The organism is Psychrobacter sp. H7-1, assembly GCF_904846585.1.
Taxonomy (GTDB): domain Bacteria; phylum Pseudomonadota; class Gammaproteobacteria; order Pseudomonadales; family Moraxellaceae; genus Psychrobacter; species Psychrobacter raelei.
The window spans coordinates 1-20,315 of record NZ_CAJHBH010000053.1; the positions used below are offsets into that span (position 1 = coordinate 1).

The following is a 20,315-nucleotide window of genomic DNA, read 5'->3' on the forward strand; positions in this document are numbered from 1 at the left end:
GAGTGTGATTGCGTACGAGTTGCTGATAACGTTTAATAAGTCTCGTATCTAGGGTCATTTTCTCTATACCATACTGCGCTATTTTATCAAATTTATGCTCACTGATAAATTGTGTAGATACCTATGCTTAATGGGGGTAGGATGACTCTAAATGCTTGTGGCAACAACACTTGCCGATAAGCCTGAGCGGTGCTAAAGCCCAAAGCATAGGCGGCATTGTGTTGGCCCTCAGGTAAGGACTGAATACCGGTTCTAACCTGCTCGGTAATACGCGCGGCAGTAAATAGGCCAAGCCCAATACTGGCAGAAATCATGGCTGACATATTAGGAGACAGGCCTTTATACCACCACTCTTGCAGGACAGGCGTTAGCCAGCCTGGGGCGACATAGAACCAAAAGAACAGTTGTACCAATAAAGGGATATTACGAAAAAAGGTCACATACATGGTGCCAATCGTACGCGCTGTTTTGCTGGGTAGCGTGTGCATAATCCCCAAGACTGTACCAATACCCAATGCCAGTATCCAAGCAATGGTACCAATAAGCAGTAGCCAGCCGAGCCCTGATAATATCCAATACAAATAGATACCATCACCAATGCCGGTTGACTCAAAAAGTACCCCCCAATTCCAACTGTAATTCATCTGTATTCCCTTATTCTTAGCACCACTTATATCCCTAAATGGCCTATTAAAAAAGCAACATGCCCATACCTTGCCAAAGAATGAAAAGTATGGGCACAGTTTAGCTAATATTCAAAGCGACAATATGAGTTGTGGCTTATTGGGCAGGAGCCGCCATAGGCTGTGCACCATCATGGGGATTGGCAATAAGTGCTTTAAGATTGTCTGACATCTCAAAGTTCATATTTACGTTCTTAGGTGGAATAGGATTCATGAACCATTTGTTATAAATATCATTAATCTCACCTGACGCATAAACATTTTTTAACGCCTCATCCACAATCGCTTTGAACTGTGGGTCATCTTTGCGCATCATACAGCCATAGATTTCAAACGACTGCGGGGTACCAACGATTTGCCACTCTTCTGGATGAGCAGACTTAGCTTTTTCACCTGCTAGAAGCACATCATCCATCATAAAGGCATCGGCACGGCCTTTTTCTAACATTAAGAAAGCTTCGCCATGGTCTTTCGCTGAGATGATCTTAGCGCCGAGTTTTTTCTCATCATTATATTGACGAATATAGCGCTCAGAGGTTGTCCCTGCCGTAGTCACCAAAGTACGACCCTTTAAATCCTCAAAATCATTGATACCTGAGTCTTTTTTGGTCAATAAACGTGTGCCAATTTCAAAAAAGCCATTTGAGAAGGCAACTTGCTTTTGGCGCTCTTCATTATTGGTGGTTGAGCCACATTCAAAATCGATGGTGCCGTTTTGGACCAAAGGAATACGAGTTTGAGAGGTGATGAGGTTGTAGCGAATTTTAAGATCTGGCATGTTGAGTTTGTCTTTGACCGCATCCACAACCTTCATTTCTAAATCATGGGCATAGCCTAATGGCTGATTGGGATCATCGGCGATGTAAGAAAAAGGAATAGAGGAGTCACGAAAACCCACTACGATGGTCCCTGAGTCTTTAATTTTATTTAAAGTGGCTGAAGCATCCGCATTAGCAGCATCTGTTGAGGGGGTAGCTTCAGTGGTGCTGGTGCCTTCTGCTGTGGCTGGGGCATCGGTATTGGCGGACTGATTATTATTGCACCCTGTAAGACCAAAGGCCAAAAGAGTAGCAAGTGTCAGCGTTTTGACTTTGTAATGCATAATATGTTCCTTTATTTAATGTGAATGAGAGCAACTATTGACATAACTAACGTATTTTTTGAAGTACATTCAAATGGTTAGTGCCCAGCTCTTGTATCCCTACTTATATTGCAGCCTTAAAACATCAATGCGTTGGTAAATAGGCTGGCCAAAATTACCAATAGTTTGTTGAAACACCTTTAATACTTAATTAACATAGTAATATAAAAGTATCACAGTTGGGAAAGTATTTTTAGAAAAATAATTTTATCTATATTAAACAATGGCTAATGCTCTACAATTCAAAAAATATAACGAACAAGCCGCTTGAGATAACGCATAATAAAAAACGCACCAAGCTATCAAGGCTCAGTGCGTTTTTTTGTTTGGGGATTTATCGGTTTAAGCGTACTTAAAGCAGCTCTTTACGCAGTTGAGCTGGTGTCTTGGGTGATAGCAAACCTGGTGCCACATCAAAGACGGTCTTGGCACCTGTTTCACCTGCTTTGTTCATTTTATAAGCAGCACGTGCATAGGCCACAAGGACGCTGGCGGTGAACTGCGGGTTACTCTCAAGCTTTAACGAGAACTCTAGGGCCTGGTGATTGGTATCAGTTTGGGTGCCGCTAGAGCCACTGCGCATAACAAAACCACCATGGGGCATCTTGCCGTGGTCACGCTCAAAAGTTTGTTGGTCAATAAAATGCACTGTGGTGTCGTAGTCCGCAAAGTAATCAGGCATGTTCACAATGGCAGTGCGGACCGTATCTTCATCAGCGCCTGCTTCTAACACCACATAGCATTCTCGGGTGTGCTTCTCCCGAGTACTGAGGATCGGCTGCTCACCACTGCGTACTTTGGCCATAGCAGACTCTGAGGGCAGGGTATATTGTACACCTGACTTAACACCTGCCACACGGCGTACGGCATCTGAATGTCCTTGGCTTAGCCCTTTGCCCCAGAAGGTATAAGTTTCTCCAACTGGTAAAATGGCTTCACCGTATAAGCGGTTGATAGAAAACAATCCAGGATCCCAGCCCACAGAAAGTAGGGCTATCTTGCCAGCTTGCTTAGCAGGGGCATCTAACGATTCAAAATACTCAGGAATTTTAGCATGCGTATCAAAGCTATCGACGATGTTAAATAAAGCGGCCAGCTTTGGCCCTTGCTCAGGTAAATCTGACTTAGAACCGCCACATAAAATGAGCACGTCTATTTCATCTTTATATTGTGCAATATCATCCATAGCATATACAGGGACACTATTATCAATTAGGGTGACCGAAGCGGGATCACGACGACTAAAGATACCCACCAACGTCATATCGGGGTTTTGATTAATCGCGGCTTGGGCACCGCTGCCAAGGTTACCATAACCGGCGATGGCAACTCTGATTATTGGTTGAGTCATTATAATGAGCCTTACAATATCTTGTGGATTTAAAACAATTTTATTATAGCAGAGGCGGGAGTTGATTGGGTCAATCAGAGAGGCAGCTTTAATTTTGATGTTTTTAATCAATATAGCCTAAGTTATCAGTAATAACGGGTGTCGAAGAAATAATATCTAGTATATATATCGCTATAAAATAAGGGGTGATTTTAATATAGCTATAAAAAAATTAAGCGGCGCAAACGATAAGCTAAAAGTATAATAGGTGAGTTATGTCATCAATTTAATTATTGTAGAAATAAAGGCTTGCAAAAGCTAAAAAACTTGCTAAAATACACCACCTAAATAGGCGTATAGCTCAGTTGGTTAGAGCGCTACCTTGACATGGTAGAGGTCGCTAGTTCGAATCTAGTTACGCCTACCAGATTCGAAAGCCCCAATCTTTATGATTGGGGCTTTTTTTATGCTTGTAATATAAAGGCTGTAGCGCAAATCGAAATTATACATTAGTTAAAAACTCTGTTTTTCTATTCGCAAGTAAACTCTATTAAAAATCCTGTGTGCCTAAAATGTGCCCAAGGCGTGCCTAACGTATTTTTGGCTCGTTAAATAATGGAGCTTTTTGACCTCAACCTTAAATACTATCAATGTTTGCAGTTTACATGCTTCAAAAGCCCATATTAGCGAAAGCCCAAATCATCACGTGATTTGGGCTTTTTAATGTCTAACACATATGCCAAAGCGTATCTAAATCTGCAGTTAACTATACAGCTCGAGCTTATTGCTAACTTTTCTTAGGTTCTAGCGTTTGTGCATTCTCCATATCGGCACTAGCAACATATTCAAAGATATCTCCAACCTCAACTTCTAAGAACTCACACAGCTTATCAATGGTATCAAAATCAATTCTTGATGATTGGTCGTTATATATTTTATGTAACGTCGTTTTGCTGATTCCTGTCGCGCGTACGGCATCTGCTACCTTTAGTCTTCTTTCGGCTAACAAAGTCGGTAAATGATTAACTATCACATCGAAACTCCAATCTTAGTTGTAAAAAGTACTTGCATAGTTATAAAAATATGTTAAATTACAACCATGGTATTCAAAAGTACCATTATAATTAAACTTTATATAAGGAATGTATTATGTCACACACTTACCTGACAACCCAAGAGCTTTCTGAGCGTATCAAATATAATCCGCGCACGATCCGTAATGAGCTTAAAGATAGCGTACTTATTGAGGGCATTCATTACATACGTCCTTTTGGTGGTCGCAAGATTTTATACGTTTGGGAAGAAATTGAAAAAGACATGCGCACTGGTATCACCGGTAGCATTAACGCCATGGCACTGCAATAAGGAGAAATATGATGGCTAGCATTAGAGCACGTAAAGGTAGCAACATGCTATTTGTTGATTTTTATTATATGGGCAAACGCTGTCGGGAGACGACAAACCTGATAGATACTCCGGCAAATCGTAAAAAGCTTGAAAGTATTATTTTGAATATGGAAGCCGAAATTAGGTTAGGTATTTTTAATTATGCTAAATACTTTCCGAAAAGTGATAAGGCTGCAGAAATGGTGGCTTTGAACGATCGTAAGGAATGCATTAATACCAACGTTCCTTCCTTCAAGCAGTTCGCAACACTGTGGTTTTCCGAAAAGGAAATTGAGTGGCGCGATACTTACAAGCGCAAAATACTGGAGATTATTGACATGTATTTGATTCCTGAGTTTGGCACTAAGCCCATTCATGTCATAAAAAAGACAGATGTATTAGCCTTCCGTTCATCGCTCGCCAAAGTAACGTACGGAAAAGCTAACAAACATCTGTCAGCGGCACGCATCAATTCGATAATGGTACCTGCAGGTATGATACTAAAAGAAGCCGCTAAACGCTATAAGTTTGATAATCCTTATGATGACATTAAGTCTCTTAAAGAGCCTAAGACTGATATCCAGCCATTTACACTGGAGGAAGTCTGGAAGTTCATCAATGGTGTAAGAGCTGACTATCGTAATTATTATCTTGTGCGCTTTTTTACAGGTATGCGTACGAGTGAGATTGATGGACTGACATGGGACAACGTTGATTTCAATCGCCGTGAGATTGTCATTAAGCAGGCGTTAGTCAAAGGCAAGATTGTCCCTCCTAAAACACAGGAGTCTTATCGAGCCATTCAAATGTCTCCATGGGTCTATGAGGCTCTGAAAGAGCAGCAAGAAATCTCCTATAGGCGTTCGGATTATGTGTTTTGCTCACATACGGGTGAGCCATTGGATTATAACAATGTGAATAAGCGTATTTGGCATCCCACACTTAAAGTATTAGGATTGAAGAAGCGCAACGCCTATCAAACACGCCATACTGCAGCGACTTTGTGGTTGGCGGCAGGTGAGAGTCCAGAGTGGATAGCCAGTCAAATGGGGCACTCAACAACTAAGATGCTGTTTAATACTTATAGTCGCTATGTACCAAATATGACACGCCAGGATGGTAGTGCTTTTGAGGCACTCGTAAGTCGAAGCCAGATGGCTCAAGTATCTACTGGCAAGGAGACGTCAAAATGAAAGTTATTGATTATGACAAGCTATTTGCCGAGTTTAAGCCTAATGGTTATGTCAGTGATGATGCCAATACTATCGCCAATATGTTGATTTATGATTTATGTATTCAACCTGGTTATAATCTAGCATGCTTTTTAGGAATCAAGCCTTGCTTTGATAACCATATGGCAATGCGTATATGGGTACAGAAGCGCTTGGATGCGAGTCTTGGATATGTGGTTGAAGATATGTGTAGTCAGCTACAAAGTGAGCTTTACGAGCTACTACCACCATCTGGATATGGCTACTAACGAGGAGAATATCATGAGTGTAAATTTTGTGTTCGACTCAAACCTAGATGATGAAGCGAAGCGTTTGTGCCATCAGTATTGGTCGTATGTATCACCCAATGACTATATCGCTCACCTAAAAATACTTTGCTACGATTACAATATAAGGTCTGATGAGTTGTTTGCTACGCTTGCAAAATGTCAGGTTTATTTAGATGATATACATTGCGAGTATTGCGGTCGTCCTTATCACCTCGATGTGCCAGCAGATATCCCCCATGCAAGACAACAAAAATCTTGGTTTTGTGATGGATGCATCAGCTTTTCTGGGGGACAGCTTACTGTTGGTAGATAGATATTTGATATTACTTGATAACCAGATGGCCTAGGCTGTCTGGTTTTTTGTTTTCTGCTAAGCTATAGACGACATCTGGTGTCGTAACTTTTTCATTTCTGTATTGTCAGGTTGTGGATATTAGGCTATTGTTATTCCAACTGTTTAAAAAACTATTGTTTGGGATATTTATGGCGATGGAAAATCTGAGTATCCAAGAGAGACAATTGAACACTATTGATAAAGAATACATTGCTCATGTACGCAAGAGCGACGGTAGCGAGCAATTACTCTATGATCACTTAACAGGTACAGCAGAGATAGCCAAAAACCTAGCAACTAAAATTGGTTTGCCATTATCAGGTGAGCTGATTGGTCTGGTGCATGATTTAGGTAAATACAGTCAAGCGTTTCAGACCTATATTAGAGACAGCATCACCTATGATAATTACAAAGATTTAGACCTAGATGAAGACGAAGAAGCTGAAATACTGCTCAAAGGTAAGCCTAAGCGGGGTTCTGTTGACCATTCTACCGCTGGCGCGATATACCTATATGAACAATTTGAGAACATATCAACAAGTCGAATCGATAAAATTACACGGGAAAAAACTAAAATAGGTCAAGGACAGCTACTCGCTGATATTTTATTCATCTGTGTGGCATCGCATCATAGCGGTATGGTGAATGTTGTCGATAAAGAAGGAAATCGCTACCTGCAAAATCGCAAGCAAAAAGAAGAAGATAAATCTCATTATCAAGAGTCTTTAACCAATGCCACAAACAACGATGTATTTTCTCATTTAGATAAAAAGGTCAAAAGCGCAACGCTTAAAGAGTTCACTAATATCATTGCTAGTCTATTAGTTGATAAATCCTCAACGGATAAACAAAAAGACTTTTATATCGGCTTTTACGCACGGATGCTGTTTAGCTGCCTTATAGATGCTGACCGCAGCAATAGCATTGCTTTTGAATATCCAAGTCAAGCTCACCTCTTAAATTATTCTCGTCCCGACTGGCAAACTGCTATAGATAAAGTCGAAGCGCTATACGACGGTTTTGCCAATAAAGCCAAGAATAGTCCGCCTAATCCTATCAATCATCAGCGTAACCTTATTGCTAGTACCTGCTATGAGACCGGGCAAAAAGCACAAGGTATTTATACCTTAACCGTACCGACAGGCGGCGGAAAAACGCTTGCTAGCCTGCGCTTTGCTGTGCAACACGCCAAACGTCATAATCTTGACCGCATCATCTATATCATACCTTTCACCAGTATTATTGAGCAAAATGCTCAAGAAGTACGAGATATCTTAGAGGAAAAGCTAGCTGATGGCAGTTACGTGGGAGATTGGGTATTAGAGCAACACTCTAATTTAGAGCCTGATTTACAGACATGGCAAAGCAAACTCATCATGGACAACTGGAATGCGCCTATTGTATTTACTACGATGGTGCAGTTTTTAGAAAGCTGCTTTGGCGGCGGTACCAAAGGCGTCAGACGTCTGCATCAGTTGAGCCGTGCGGTACTGATATTTGATGAAATTCAAACCCTACCTATTAATTGCTACTATTTATTCTGTAACGCCATTAACTTTCTGACCAGTCATGCTAATTCTACAGCGGTGCTATGTACCGCAACACAGCCTGTTTTGAATAGTTTGCCCATTGAGCACAACGGTAGCCTTAATCCAGCGACAGAAATTGTCGGTAATCGTGACCAGCTGACAGAATTGTTCGATACGCTAAAGCGAGTAGAGATTCACGACCATACTGAAAAGCCTAAAGATTTAGATAGTCTAACTGATTACATCAGCGAAAATTTTGATAAGTATGCCAGCACCTTAGTGATTGTAAATACCAAGATTTGGGCAAGCCAGCTCTATCAGAGCTTAGCAGAGAGTCTGCCTGAAGATGAACTATATCATTTGAGCACAGGGCAGTGTGCGCTTCATCGTAAAGACTTACTTGCACAAATTAGAGCACGTCTAAAACAAGGTTTGCCGACTTTGGTCATCTCAACCCAGCTTATCGAAGCGGGTGTTGATGTGTCGTTTGCATCAGTGATTCGGTTCTTGGCAGGGCTAGATAGTATCGCGCAAGCATCAGGACGTTGCAATCGTCATGGTGAAATGAGGGATGAGAATGGCAATCCTACCAAAGGGCAGGTTTTTATCGTAAAACCAGATAAGGAAAGCCTCAGTAAGCTGCCTACCATTAAACTAGGTAAAGAGCAGATGGAGAATCACATTTTACCGCTGCTGTCTCAAGCTGAAAATCGAGATAAACATCTACTTGACCCCAATATTATGACTGACTTTTTTAGAGTGTTTTATATAACAGATTTCGCTAAGCAGCAAATGGCTTATCCCGTTAAGCAGACGGATGGCAAGTCTTTTGGCAGTGACACTATATTTGGTTGGACAAGCAATAATAGCCTCAATCCTGCGGTCGATAATGATAACGCCAGCAGACTTAAAAATGGTCAGTTCCCGAAGTTGTGGCAATCCTTTATGGATGCAGGACGTGCCTTTAAGGCTATTGATGCCCCGACTAAAGCCGTTATCGTACCTTATGGTGATGAAGGCCGCATGTTGATTACCGCGCTGTATGGCACACAATTCAATGATAAAGACTTTTATAAACTGGTACAAAAAGTGCAGCAATATAGTGTCAACGTTTTCCCGTATATGTTTGATAAGTTGCAGCAAGAGCACGCTATAGAGCAGGTCAGAGATACTGGCATCTTTACCTTGTCGGAGAAGTTCTACGATGAGCATATGGGGTTGAATACAGTAGGGGATAGCAAGCTTGGTTTTATAGAAGGATTTTAAAACGAGGTAGATGTTCTAGAGTCGGATTAGCCAAAATTGTTTTAAGTCATAAAAGGATATCAAATGTCGCAAAATATAAAGCCTAAAAACTCAATCGAATTTCTCCTTACAGGACGAAACGCTTTATTCACTGACCCCATTACCCGTATTGGCGGCGAGAAGACCAGCTATCATTTGCCTACTTATGAAGCGTTAAAAGGCGTCTGTAAAAGTATCTACTGGAAGCCTAGTATCATCTGGTATATCGATAAAGTACGGGTGATAAACCCGATTCGTACGCAAACCAAAGGCATGAAGCCGATTAGATATCATAAAGACGGTAATGATCTGGCTTATTACACTTATCTTCATGACGTAGCTTATCAAGTACAAGCGCACTTTGAATGGAACATGCACCGTCCTGAGCTTGAGGCTGACCGCATAGATGGCAAGCATTATAGTATTGCCAAGCGTATGGTCGATAAAGGCGGTCGGCAAGATATATTTTTAGGTGCCAGAGAATGTCAGGGTTATGTCGAACCCTGCGCATTTGGTAGTGGTAAAGGCGCTTACGACCATACTGATGAGTTAGGCTACGGGCTGATGTTTCATAGCTTTGCCTATCCTGACGAAACAGGCACAGATGAGCTGCACAGCCGCTTTTGGCACGCTGTGATGCGTTTTGGGGTTATAGAGTTTCCCAAGCCCACTGATGACTTGCAAGCCGACAGAAGTAACGGTATGCCCAATCGATTTGTCCGCGCCATGAATGCTAAGACTTTTACGCTTGATGAGAATATTGAGTCTGTCACCAGTACGGAGGAGTCGCTATGAGCTGGTTGCAACGACTATATCAAACTTATGAGCTGGCGAGCCAGAACGAAGAGATTCAAGTGCAAGAAAGCAGCTTAATGCCTTATTATCATGTCAATCAAAACGTACAAATTATCGTTACTATCAACGATAAAGGCGACTTTGTGAATGCTGAGGTATGCCGAGATGGCAACGGTAAGGTTAAATCAAGCTACTTAGTTATTCCAGCGACCAATGATTCTGCGACACGTTCAGGACAAATACCTCCACCTCATCCACTATCTGACAAAGTTCAGTATCTAGCTGGAGACTACTTTGATGGATACGCAGTTAATCCAAAAAGAGACTTTCATCAACCTTATTTGGAGTTGTTAAGCGCTTGGTGTCATTCAGAACATGCCCATCCAAAAGCGCAAGCTGTCCTTAATTATGTGCAAAAAGGCACGCTAGTCAAAGATTTATTATACGCAAATGTTTTGATTGCTGACCCTGATGATAGCAGCAAACTTGCCTACCCTGAACAAGCCAGTGATTATCCTGATAGTGTTTTGTCATCGTTAAATAAAAATAAAGGAGTCTTTGATCAAGGAGCAGCGTTTATCGCTTGGCGCGTCACTGCTACAGAACTGGGTAAACAAGCTGAGCATGGTGTGCCTGAAACATGGCGAGATGAGAGTTTGTTTGCCTCATGGCAGCAGTTTTATGCCACTCTCGATAGCACCGATGGTTTTTGTTATATCACAGGTAAAGACAGTCCGCTAGCAAGCAAACATCCCAATCGCATTCTGCGTAGTGCCACCAATGCCAAGCTTATATCAGCCAATGATTTATCGAGTTTTACTTTCCTAGGACGCTTTACCGACGATGAAAAATCTATTAAAGCGCATGGCTTACAAGGGGCAAATATTAGTGCGGTCGTCACTGAAAAAGCTCACGCTGCGCTATCATGGTTATTGTCTCGTCAAGGGCGCGAAGAGGCTGGTCAAGCCGTCGTCGCTTGGGCAATCTCTGGTGACGAAACCCCGCAGCCTACCCAAGAGATTGATGAAGATGAACCTCTTGATGTTGAAGAAAACGTTGAATCAGTCAACTTAGAGGAAGAGGCAATTAATCCTTTTGCCATGTCTGATGATGACGATTTTGATAAAACAAACGATGAATCGGAATATAGCGAGATAGATGAAACTACCTTAAAGGAAAAGGCATCCAATAACCTCAACCATAGTAATAATATAGGTCAGACCTTTGCCACGCACCTGAATAATACCATGCAAGGCTATCGTCAACAGCTTGATGCCCATGACCAAATCTCAATTATCACTTTAGATGCCGCCACCCCTGGGCGTATGGCGGTTACCTATTATCATGAAACTATGCCAGATGATTATATTGATGCTTTAGCGTGCTGGTATCAGCAGTTTTCTTGGTATGCCACTTATAAAGATAGCGAAACCAATGAGCGTAAGCTGACCATTAAAGCGCCAATACCTAGGTTGATAGCAGAGGTTGCTTACGGCTCTCGTCTGTCAGATGCCCTTAAAAAGCAAGTGGTCTCACAAGTACTGCCATGTATCGTTGAGGGAAAAGCAAGGCGATTCCCTTGGCAACTGGTAGATTTATGTATTAAGCGTGCCTGTAATCCGTTGGCATTAAAAAACTGGGATGGAGAGTGGGAGCAAGCGTTAGGCGTCGCCTGTGCTTTATACCGTGGATATCATTTGCGTCAATCAGACCATAAAAAAAGGAGCTATACCGTGGCATTACAAACAGACTATAACAGCCGAGATTATTTATATGGTCGCTTGCTGGCAGTTGCCGAAGACATTGAAAGCTTAGCGCTATACATCGCAGATGAGAAACGTAGCACGACTGCTCAGCGCTATATGCAGCAGTTTGCCAACCGCCCCTTTACCACCTGGCGCAATATTGAGCTGGCGCTCAAACCTTATGAGAACCGTTTAAAATCAAACCGTGCAGGTTATCTATCCAATATGCAGGACTTGCTAGACCAAATCATGAACGGTTTTGATGTTACGGATTTTAGCGATGATTCCGCCTTATCAGGTGAGTTTTTGCTTGGTTATCATAGTCAAAAGATGCAAATAAGACTGGATAAACAGCAGGCAAAGAAGACTCGTGAAGATAAAAAGCATTCAGAAAATACTGACGAAACTGCTTAATCTAGACTTTATAAAATTCAAAACTTAATAAAAGGATAAGTCATGACCGCCTCTACTCAAAACCCTATCAGCAATAAAATTGATTTTGCCCTCATCATCGGAGTGAACAATGCCAATCCGAACGGTGATCCGCTAAACGGAAACCGTCCGCGTACCGACTTTGCGGGTAACGGTGAAATCACCGATGTTTGCTTAAAGCGTAAAATCCGTGACCGTTTGCAAGAGTCTGACGAGAACATCTTTGTCCAGTCGGATGAGAAAAAAACTGACGGTATGACCAGTCTAAAAAACCGTGCTTATGATGAAGAAGTCGGCTTGGGTAAAAACGCCTTTGAAGCCAATAAAAAAGAGAATATCGAAGCCAAACGTGATGAAACGGCGCAAAAAGCTTGCGACAAATGGCTTGATGTGCGTGCGTTTGGTCAAGTTTTTGCCTTCAAAGCGGATACTAAAGGCGTGGATGGCGTCTCTATTCCTATTCGAGGTCCTGTTACTATTCAATCGGCATTTAGCTTGCAACCTGTCGATATTACCAGCACTCAAATCACCAAAAGTGTCAGCGGTGAGGGTGACGGCACCAAAAAGGGTAGCGATACCATGGGAATGAAGCACCGCGTTGATGAAGGCGTTTATGTGACTTATGGGGCGATTACCCCGCAATTGGCAGAACGTACTGGCTTTAGTGATACTGACGCTGAAAAGATAAAAGAGATTTTACCCAAGCTGTTTGAAGGCGACGCGTCATCAGCTCGTCCTGAGGGCAGCATGCAAGTTAAAAAAGTGATTTGGTGGGAACATAACAGCAAGTCAGGTCAGTATTCATCTGCTAAGGTTCATCGTAGCTTAAAAGAGCTGCTTGATGATACAGGCGCATTTGATGAAGACGCGTTAAAGTCAGCGTTAGAGGGGCTAGAGCCTGAGATTATTGAAGGGTTTTAGGTTATTTAAACTTTAACACTTGAGTGAACTTTACCAAGTAAGGTTTGCTCAAAAATTATTATTCATCGAGAGCCAAAACCATGAAAACCCTCTATCTATCACGCTTACAACACTATCTATTCTGCCCACGTCAGTTTGCGCTGATAGAGCTTGAGTGCGCGTGGGAAGAGAACTTGTTCACCGCTGAAGGGCAAGTGATGCATGAAAAAGTGAACTCTGGCGGTCATGAGACGCGCGGTGATATAAAGACCGTGCGTACTTTGCGACTAGGTCACGAGGCATTGGGACTAGAAGGCGTGGCTGATGTTGTTGAGTATCATACTGATGAGGACGGGCTGCAAACGCCATTTCCTATTGAGTATAAACGCGGCAAACCCAAATCGCATCGTGCTGATGAGGTGCAATTGTGCGCGCAAGCGTTATGTTTAGAAGATATGCATGGCTGTATCGTTCCAAAAGGCGCTTTGTTTTATGGCAAGACGCGTCGCCGTCATGCGGTTGATTTTGATGATGAGCTGCGGCAAATTACTTTGGACGCTATTAATGATTGTCGGCATATTATAGAAAGTGGTCAAACGCCAAAGCCGACCTACAGCACCAGTAAATGCCGTAACTGCTCGCTTAAAGATATCTGTCATCCCAAGATTTTTAATAAAAATGCTAAGGCTTGGCTTAGGAAACAAATCAATATGAGCTTAGAAGATTAAGGATTAGCGCTTCTGCGTGCGTTAATTTACTGCTAACTTAGCTATTTTTTAACCTTTCTACTTTTTAGCCTTTATAAGGAAAATCATGCGCCCGTTAAAAAACACTTTATTCGTTCAAACTCAAGGCGCGTGGCTCAATAAGCAAGGTGAAAATGTGGTGATGAATATCGACTATGAGGTCAAAGGTCGAGTGCCTATTCATAAGCTGGACGCGATTGTTTGCTTCGGGCAAGTGTCGATATCACCAGCACTGATGGCGCACTGTACCGATAATGCCATTACCATCACTCATCTCAATCAATATGGCAAGTTTCAAGCGCGTATTGAAGGCGCGGTCAGTGGCAACGTGTTACTACGCCGTGAACAATACCGCATAAGCGATGATTCTGAGCGTATACAACCCATCTGTCATAGTATTATCTTAGGCAAGGTTCACAATCAGCGCCAAGTGATTCGCCGCTATTTGCGGGATTATAAAAATCAATTGGATGAGGCAACTATCGATAAATTAGAATCAGCACAACAGCGCTTAGAGCATGGTCTGAATAAAATTTTAGCGACTCAAAATTTGCCTGACTTGTTAGGCCGTGAGGGTGAGATGGCGAGCACTTATTTTAGTGTATTTCCACATTTTATTCGCAATGCTGATTTTAGCTTTCCCAAACGCACTCGCAATCCGCCCACTGACGCGGTGAATGCGCTGCTGTCTTTTACTTATACCTTGATGACCCATGATTGCCGTAGCGCACTTGAAACAGTTGGGCTTGACCCTGCTTGCGGGGTGTTTCATCAGTTGCGCCCAGGGCGACCTTCGCTAGCTCTTGATTTAGTTGAGGAGTTTCGTCCTATCGTTGACCGTTTTGTATTATCTTTGATTAATAAAAAGCAGCTGGGTAAGTCTGATTTTAAGCAAGAAGCAAGCGGCGCGGTTTGGCTCAAAGATGAGGCAAGGCAAACCTTTTTTAAGGCATGGCACGACCGCAAGCAGCAGACTATTTATCATGATTGGTTTGAGGAGACGGTGCCATTTGGTTTGTTGCCGCATTTGCAGGCGACGATTATGGCACGTCATATCAGGGGTGATATTGACGCTTATATTCCATTTTTATGGAAATAGCGAATCATTATCGATATGTTTTAGCAACTAAGGATTGACGTTATGATGATATTGGTTACCTATGATATTAGCTCAGAGGATGCAAGTTTTGCAAAACGACTGCGTCACGTTGCCAAGCACTGCTTGAATTATGGGCAGAGGGTGCAGTATTCGGTGTTTGAAATCGAGGTCAATCCTGCTCAGTGGACGACACTGAAGGCAACGCTTGAGGGTATTATTAATCATGATGTGGATAGTTTACGTTATTATTATCTTGGCAAAAACTGGCAAAATAAAGTAGAACACGTCGGGGCAAAACCTGTGTTAGACTTAAACGATGTGCTGCTATTTTAGCCGCTATAATCAGCGCCAAAAGCTATTAATAAACGATAAAAGCTATTATTTGACTGCAAAAAGATCAATGCGAACCTATAGCAGACATAAAATCCCTAGGAGACTCGCAATAGTCTCGCCACACTATTTAACAACTTGATTTTAATGACTTTATTTTATTGTAATAAAACTTTGGTAAGCGCGATGCTTGCCAAATTCGCCTACAGTTTAGACGTTCGCAAATACCAAGGTTTTTTCTTAACCTTATTAGCGACTTAGACTAGGGGCTTTCGCGTCCATCACGGGCGTGTGGATTGAAACCATAACTGGCAGACCCACGAGGAATCGAACCTCTTCGCGTCCATCACGGGCGTGTGGATTGAAACCATGAATAGTATTAAAAAAGATATTGCGCTATTTTCGCGTCCATCACGGGCGTGTGGATTGAAACTGACCAAAAACTCGTTAGCGTGCTTATTGGCTTTCGCGTCCATCACGGGCGTGTGGATTGAAACTGTCTTGCTGGCTTTGGTGCTTTGTAGATTAGTGTTCGCGTCCATCACGGGCGTGTGGATTGAAACTAGGTCTGCCCTATACGGCCATTGAGTGTAAGTTTTCGCGTCCATCACGGGCGTGTGGATTGAAACATTTACCGCGCTGACATCCATACTAGTCAAGAAGTTCGCGTCCATCACGGGCGTGTGGATTGAAACTATGTTGGCGGCTAGCTTGTCACTGAACTTATCAATTCGCGTCCATCACGGGCGTGTGGATTGAAACGCTTTGGCCACCTAAATACTCGATAAGCTTGATTCGCGTCCATCACGGGCGTGTGGATTGAAACAAAATCGCCATAATCACTAAAATCACCGTCTTGTTCGCGTCCATCACGGGCGTGTGGATTGAAACTCAAGTCTGCGAGCGACTATCTGATTGCGAGCAATTCGCGTCCATCACGGGCGTGTGGATTGAAACCGAGCTGGAGGTGGTTTTAGCTCTAACATCTTTGTTCGCGTCCATCACGGGCGTGTGGATTGAAACATGTCTACTGGTACAGCGTACGCAGCAAGGAGTTTCGCGTCCATCACGGGCGTGTGGATTGAAACCCACAAATCGGCGACAGCGAGGCGGTTATTAAGTTCGCGTCCATCACGGGCGTGTGGATTGAAACACCTCTCCTTTTTTAAGATAATAAAAGTGCTTTTTCGCGTCCATCACGGGCGTGTGGATTGAAACTTTTGCGTTGATTAGGATTGTCATGATGTTTACTTCGCGTCCATCACGGGCGTGTGGATTGAAACTTATAGTCGACAACCAGCCGTACAGCCACCAGCATTCGCGTCCATCACGGGCGTGTGGATTGAAACTAAAGGGTAGGGGTTTACCCATAACATTGATAATTCGCGTCCATCACGGGCGTGTGGATTGAAACTTGATTTAAGGCAAAACACAAAGCAAAAGATATTCGCGTCCATCACGGGCGTGTGGATTGAAACAAAAAAGGTGGCGACTCAGATAGACGAAGAAATTCGCGTCCATCACGGGCGTGTGGATTGAAACCACCGCAGAAGAAGCCGCGCAAATAGCAACCGATTCGCGTCCATCACGGGCGTGTGGATTGAAACCTTTCTAGCTAATTACCGAGCGTGGCGGGCTAATTCGCGTCCATCACGGGCGTGTGGATTGAAACATATCAGAAATGCTTTACTCAGAAAACCTGTACAATTCGCGTCCATCACGGGCGTGTGGATTGAAACAGGCAGTGACAAGCCATTAACGATTGGTGAGGTTCGCGTCCATCACGGGCGTGTGGATTGAAACAATGCCATTGATTTTGGTACAGACGTTAAGCCGTTCGCGTCCATCACGGGCGTGTGGATTGAAACATCACAATCTAAATCATCATTAGTAGCTATACTTTCGCGTCCATCACGGGCGTGTGGATTGAAACGTAAACAGAGCGGTAATGAGGTAAGCAAGGCCACTTCGCGTCCATCACGGGCGTGTGGATTGAAACTGGCATTGACTCAACAAATCTTGAGTAATGACCCTTCGCGTCCATCACGGGCGTGTGGATTGAAACCCGGAAGCTCCTCGTAATAGTCTTTAGGGCATTTTTCGCGTCCATCACGGGCGTGTGGATTGAAACTTGATTTAAAGCAAAACACAAAGCAAAAGATATTCGCGTCCATCACGGGCGTGTGGATTGAAACATACTGGCTGTGCTGCTCCATGTGAAAAAACCTTCGCGTCCATCACGGGCGTGTGGATTGAAACGTATCTACTGGCACGGCGTAATGTTCAAACCCGTTCGCGTCCATCACGGGCGTGTGGATTGAAACAAAGGTTTAACCGCATTGGCCAGAATGCTTGGAATTCGCGTCCATCACGGGCGTGTGGATTGAAACGTATGCAAGTGCGCCGTCTTTGATAGTGGGCTTTTCGCGTCCATCACGGGCGTGTGGATTGAAACTGTTAGATTTTACGACTTAGTTTGCGATATGGATTTCGCGTCCATCACGGGCGTGTGGATTGAAACTGAAATGCTACCAAAAGCTGAAGGCGAAGACATGTTCGCGTCCATCACGGGCGTGTGGATTGAAACGCTAGTTTAATCTTCATAGGATTACCTTTCCTCTCTTCGCGTCCATCACGGGCGTGTGGATTGAAACAAGTCCTTCATGGCACGCCAATTATGGAAGTGTTTCGCGTCCATCACGGGCGTGTGGATTGAAACTCAACTCTTTAATAGTATTTTCAATCGCTATATTCGCGTCCATCACGGGCGTGTGGATTGAAACACTGGTTGGTTAAACGAAGAGGTGAGGCGATAGCTTCGCGTCCATCACGGGCGTGTGGATTGAAACGGAGAGTGGGCACGAGATCATAAAGACGATTTTTCGCGTCCATCACGGGCGTGTGGATTGAAACAATACATGGCAAAGGGCGCGGGATTAAGGCAAGTTTCGCGTCCATCACGGGCGTGTGGATTGAAACAAGTTAAATGCTATCTGAGCGTCACGAGATAAGCTTCGCGTCCATCACGGGCGTGTGGATTGAAACACCTAGTGTTAGGGTAAGTAGTCCGTCGTTAGCTTCGCGTCCATCACGGGCGTGTGGATTGAAACTAATAACTCGAAGCGTTCAAGCTCTGGCAACTCTTCGCGTCCATCACGGGCGTGTGGATTGAAACACTACTAATAGCGGCGGTATTACCGTCGCTTTGATTCGCGTCCATCACGGGCGTGTGGATTGAAACTGTAGTAACCTCTACCATGTCAAAGTCGCTCGACCAAAATGCTTATTGTGATAATATCTTACATTCATTGACCTTTATGGCCTGTAGATATTATACAATTGAATAATCACAATGTAAGTTATAATGTAATAAAATTTAACTCGTATTTGGGCACTGTATTTTTATAGTGTTTTTACCTCTACTCAAGCCCTTCTCAGAACAAAAAAACTATGTTTGTTCGTTGAGAATCTATTCTTATTACGTCTGCTATTGTCGTTTTTGAATTTCTACGTATTGTTTCTACTGCTTATTCTCTGCATAATATAAGGAGATTACTGTTATAATCTCTGCATATCTCTGGGGAACGTATGAAGCATACTACTTATATTCATGAGCACTCAAATTGGACTGAATGGCAATGGTCGGACAAGAAGCTATTGCCATTCGTCAGTCGTGTGCGGATATTACAAGGCCATTTATTAGGAAAGCTACTAACACTAGGGTTCGATCTGAATGTTGAGGCACAATTAGATGCGGTGACCTTAGAGATTATCAAAACTTCTGAGATAGAAGGTGAGACGCTAAATGATGAGCAGGTTCGTTCTTCAGTTGCGCGGCACTTAGGGCTGGATAATGCCAGTATGCCAACCACTACTCGTGAGATCGATGCAGTGGTAGAGATGATGCTAAGTGCCACCTATCGTTATCAACAACCGTTATTATTAGATGATCTACTCGGATGGCATCGAGCATTATTTCCAAATGGATATAGTGGGCTTTATCGTATTCAAGCAGGCAGTATCCGTGATGATAGTAAAGGACCAATGCAAGTAGTGTCTGGTGGGTATGGTCGTGAGCAGGTTCATTTTGTTGCCCCCAGTGCAGATAGGTTGCCAGATGAGCTAGACAAGTTTTTATTATGGTTTAATACTTCGTCAAATAAGCAAGACGATATAGATTTGGTCATAAAAGCAGGTGTTGCTCATTTATGGTTTGTGACTATGCATCCATTTGATGATGGAAACGGACGACTAACACGAGCACTCACAGAACGAATGCTGGCAAAAAGCGATAACAGTGCCCAACGCTTTTATAGTATGTCAGCGCAAATTCTTAAACAGCGCAACGACTATTACAAAATACTAGAACGTACGCAAAAAGGTGATAAAGATATCACGGATTGGCTGGTGTGGTTTTTGCAAACGCTAGAGCAATCCCTCATTACAGCTCAAGAAACCACGGATAAAATTATCAATAAGGCAGGCTTTTGGCAGACGCATCGACAGCATGCTTTAAATGATAGGCAAGTGAAGATGTTAAATATTTTGCTGACTGATTTTTATGGCAAACTCACCACTAAAAAATGGGCGACCATGACTAAGTGTTCTATAGACACGGCACTAAGAGATATTAATGATTTAATAGAGAAGGATATGATGCAAAAATCTGTAGAATCAGGGCGCAGTACGAGTTATGAGTTGGTTTTATGATAAAACTATATTGTTCAAGTCTGCTATGGCAGCAATAAAGTATACAAATAAGCGGTAATAGAGACAACCCATTTAGTGACATAATATGAGTAGTTCTGAGCTATGCTGAAGAAACCGTACAAGTAAACTTGGTTTGTCATAGGCATACTTACAATAGATTATAGTGCAATGGGAAGATAGAACTAAGACAATTAAAGAGCTGATTAAAGAACTCCAAAGTTTTGGGGATCAAAACTTGATTGTTATAGTAGAGCCTTTATAAAAGTGGTACAGTAGTTTTAAAATAAATGAAAAGTAAAAAGATTATGACTTATTCAGCAGACTTTCGAGCTCAAGTGATTAAAAGTGTCGAACAACAAGGCATGAGTAT

15 protein-coding genes, 1 tRNA gene, 1 pseudogene and 1 CRISPR repeat array are annotated in these 20,315 nt (G+C 42.8%); of the genes and pseudogenes, 13 read left to right on the top strand and 4 right to left on the bottom strand.

Going from position 1 to position 20,315, the window contains the following annotated elements; translation table 11 throughout:
- Nucleotides 1-125: 125 nt before the first annotated feature.
- From JMX92_RS12035 to JMX92_RS12045, 3 genes and pseudogenes are all read right to left on the bottom strand, one after another.
- Nucleotides 126-644: pseudogene (locus JMX92_RS12035) on the bottom strand (amino acid ABC transporter permease); the annotation flags it as partial.
- Nucleotides 645-780: 136 nt separating this feature from the next.
- Nucleotides 781-1,785 (bottom strand): glutamate/aspartate ABC transporter substrate-binding protein, encoded by a 1,005-nt coding sequence (locus JMX92_RS12040; RefSeq protein ID WP_011959961.1) that lies wholly within the window; start codon nt 1,783-1,785, stop codon nt 781-783.
- 391 nt (nt 1,786-2,176) lie between these two features.
- Entirely contained in the window at nt 2,177-3,175 is a 999-nt protein-coding gene (locus JMX92_RS12045; RefSeq protein ID WP_201545883.1) for a diaminopimelate dehydrogenase, read from the bottom strand.
- A 329-nt stretch (nt 3,176-3,504) separates the two neighbouring features.
- On the opposite strand from JMX92_RS12045, the gene JMX92_RS12050 reads away from it, so the two are divergent.
- Nucleotides 3,505-3,581: transfer RNA gene (locus tag JMX92_RS12050), tRNA-Val, on the top strand.
- Nucleotides 3,582-3,941: 360 nt separating this feature from the next.
- Here JMX92_RS12050 and JMX92_RS12055 read toward each other — a convergent pair.
- Nucleotides 3,942-4,187: a helix-turn-helix domain-containing protein gene (locus JMX92_RS12055; RefSeq protein WP_201545885.1), complete on the bottom strand. Its 246-nt coding sequence runs from the start codon at nt 4,185-4,187 to the stop codon at nt 3,942-3,944.
- A 116-nt stretch (nt 4,188-4,303) separates the two neighbouring features.
- On the opposite strand from JMX92_RS12055, the gene JMX92_RS12060 reads away from it, so the two are divergent.
- From JMX92_RS12060 to JMX92_RS12115, 12 genes are all read left to right on the top strand, one after another.
- On the top strand, nt 4,304-4,519 hold the full coding sequence (locus tag JMX92_RS12060) for a hypothetical protein (protein ID WP_011959964.1): 216 nt from the start codon (nt 4,304-4,306) through the stop codon (nt 4,517-4,519).
- Between the two features lie 11 nt (nt 4,520-4,530).
- The gene (locus JMX92_RS12065) at nt 4,531-5,733 is read left to right on the top strand and encodes a site-specific integrase (RefSeq protein ID WP_201545901.1); all 1,203 of its coding nucleotides are present in this window, start codon (nt 4,531-4,533) and stop codon (nt 5,731-5,733) included.
- Nucleotides 5,730-6,020, top strand: a complete 291-nt coding sequence (locus tag JMX92_RS12070; protein ID WP_201545887.1) for a hypothetical protein — start codon at nt 5,730-5,732, stop codon at nt 6,018-6,020. Before JMX92_RS12065 ends, JMX92_RS12070 begins: the two co-directional genes overlap by 4 nt.
- A gap of 13 nt (nt 6,021-6,033) precedes the next feature.
- A complete protein-coding gene (locus JMX92_RS12075; RefSeq protein ID WP_201545889.1) occupies nt 6,034-6,354 on the top strand; it encodes a hypothetical protein in 321 nt (106 codons plus the stop codon).
- A gap of 170 nt (nt 6,355-6,524) precedes the next feature.
- Entirely contained in the window at nt 6,525-9,170 is a 2,646-nt protein-coding gene (cas3, locus tag JMX92_RS12080) for a CRISPR-associated helicase Cas3' (protein WP_201545891.1), read from the top strand.
- Between the two features lie 63 nt (nt 9,171-9,233).
- On the top strand, nt 9,234-9,983 hold the full coding sequence (cas5c, locus tag JMX92_RS12085) for a type I-C CRISPR-associated protein Cas5c (protein ID WP_201545893.1): 750 nt from the start codon (nt 9,234-9,236) through the stop codon (nt 9,981-9,983).
- The gene (gene cas8c, locus JMX92_RS12090) at nt 9,980-12,142 is read left to right on the top strand and encodes a type I-C CRISPR-associated protein Cas8c/Csd1 (RefSeq protein WP_201545894.1); all 2,163 of its coding nucleotides are present in this window, start codon (nt 9,980-9,982) and stop codon (nt 12,140-12,142) included. The genes cas5c and cas8c overlap by 4 nt, the downstream gene beginning before the upstream one ends.
- A gap of 42 nt (nt 12,143-12,184) precedes the next feature.
- Nucleotides 12,185-13,081: a type I-C CRISPR-associated protein Cas7/Csd2 gene (gene cas7c, locus JMX92_RS12095; protein WP_201545895.1), complete on the top strand. Its 897-nt coding sequence runs from the start codon at nt 12,185-12,187 to the stop codon at nt 13,079-13,081.
- Between the two features lie 80 nt (nt 13,082-13,161).
- Nucleotides 13,162-13,788 (top strand): CRISPR-associated protein Cas4, encoded by a 627-nt coding sequence (gene cas4 / locus JMX92_RS12100; protein WP_201545896.1) that lies wholly within the window; start codon nt 13,162-13,164, stop codon nt 13,786-13,788.
- Between the two features lie 85 nt (nt 13,789-13,873).
- Nucleotides 13,874-14,905, top strand: a complete 1,032-nt coding sequence (gene cas1c, locus JMX92_RS12105) for a type I-C CRISPR-associated endonuclease Cas1c (RefSeq protein WP_201545897.1) — start codon at nt 13,874-13,876, stop codon at nt 14,903-14,905.
- A 42-nt stretch (nt 14,906-14,947) separates the two neighbouring features.
- Entirely contained in the window at nt 14,948-15,238 is a 291-nt protein-coding gene (gene cas2 / locus JMX92_RS12110; RefSeq protein WP_201545898.1) for a CRISPR-associated endonuclease Cas2, read from the top strand.
- A 268-nt stretch (nt 15,239-15,506) separates the two neighbouring features.
- Nucleotides 15,507-18,476: a CRISPR direct-repeat array (repeat unit 32 nt; unit sequence TTCGCGTCCATCACGGGCGTGTGGATTGAAAC).
- A gap of 347 nt (nt 18,477-18,823) precedes the next feature.
- The gene (locus JMX92_RS12115) at nt 18,824-19,945 is read left to right on the top strand and encodes a Fic family protein (protein WP_201545899.1); all 1,122 of its coding nucleotides are present in this window, start codon (nt 18,824-18,826) and stop codon (nt 19,943-19,945) included.
- The last annotated feature ends 370 nt before the right edge of the window (nt 19,946-20,315 follow it).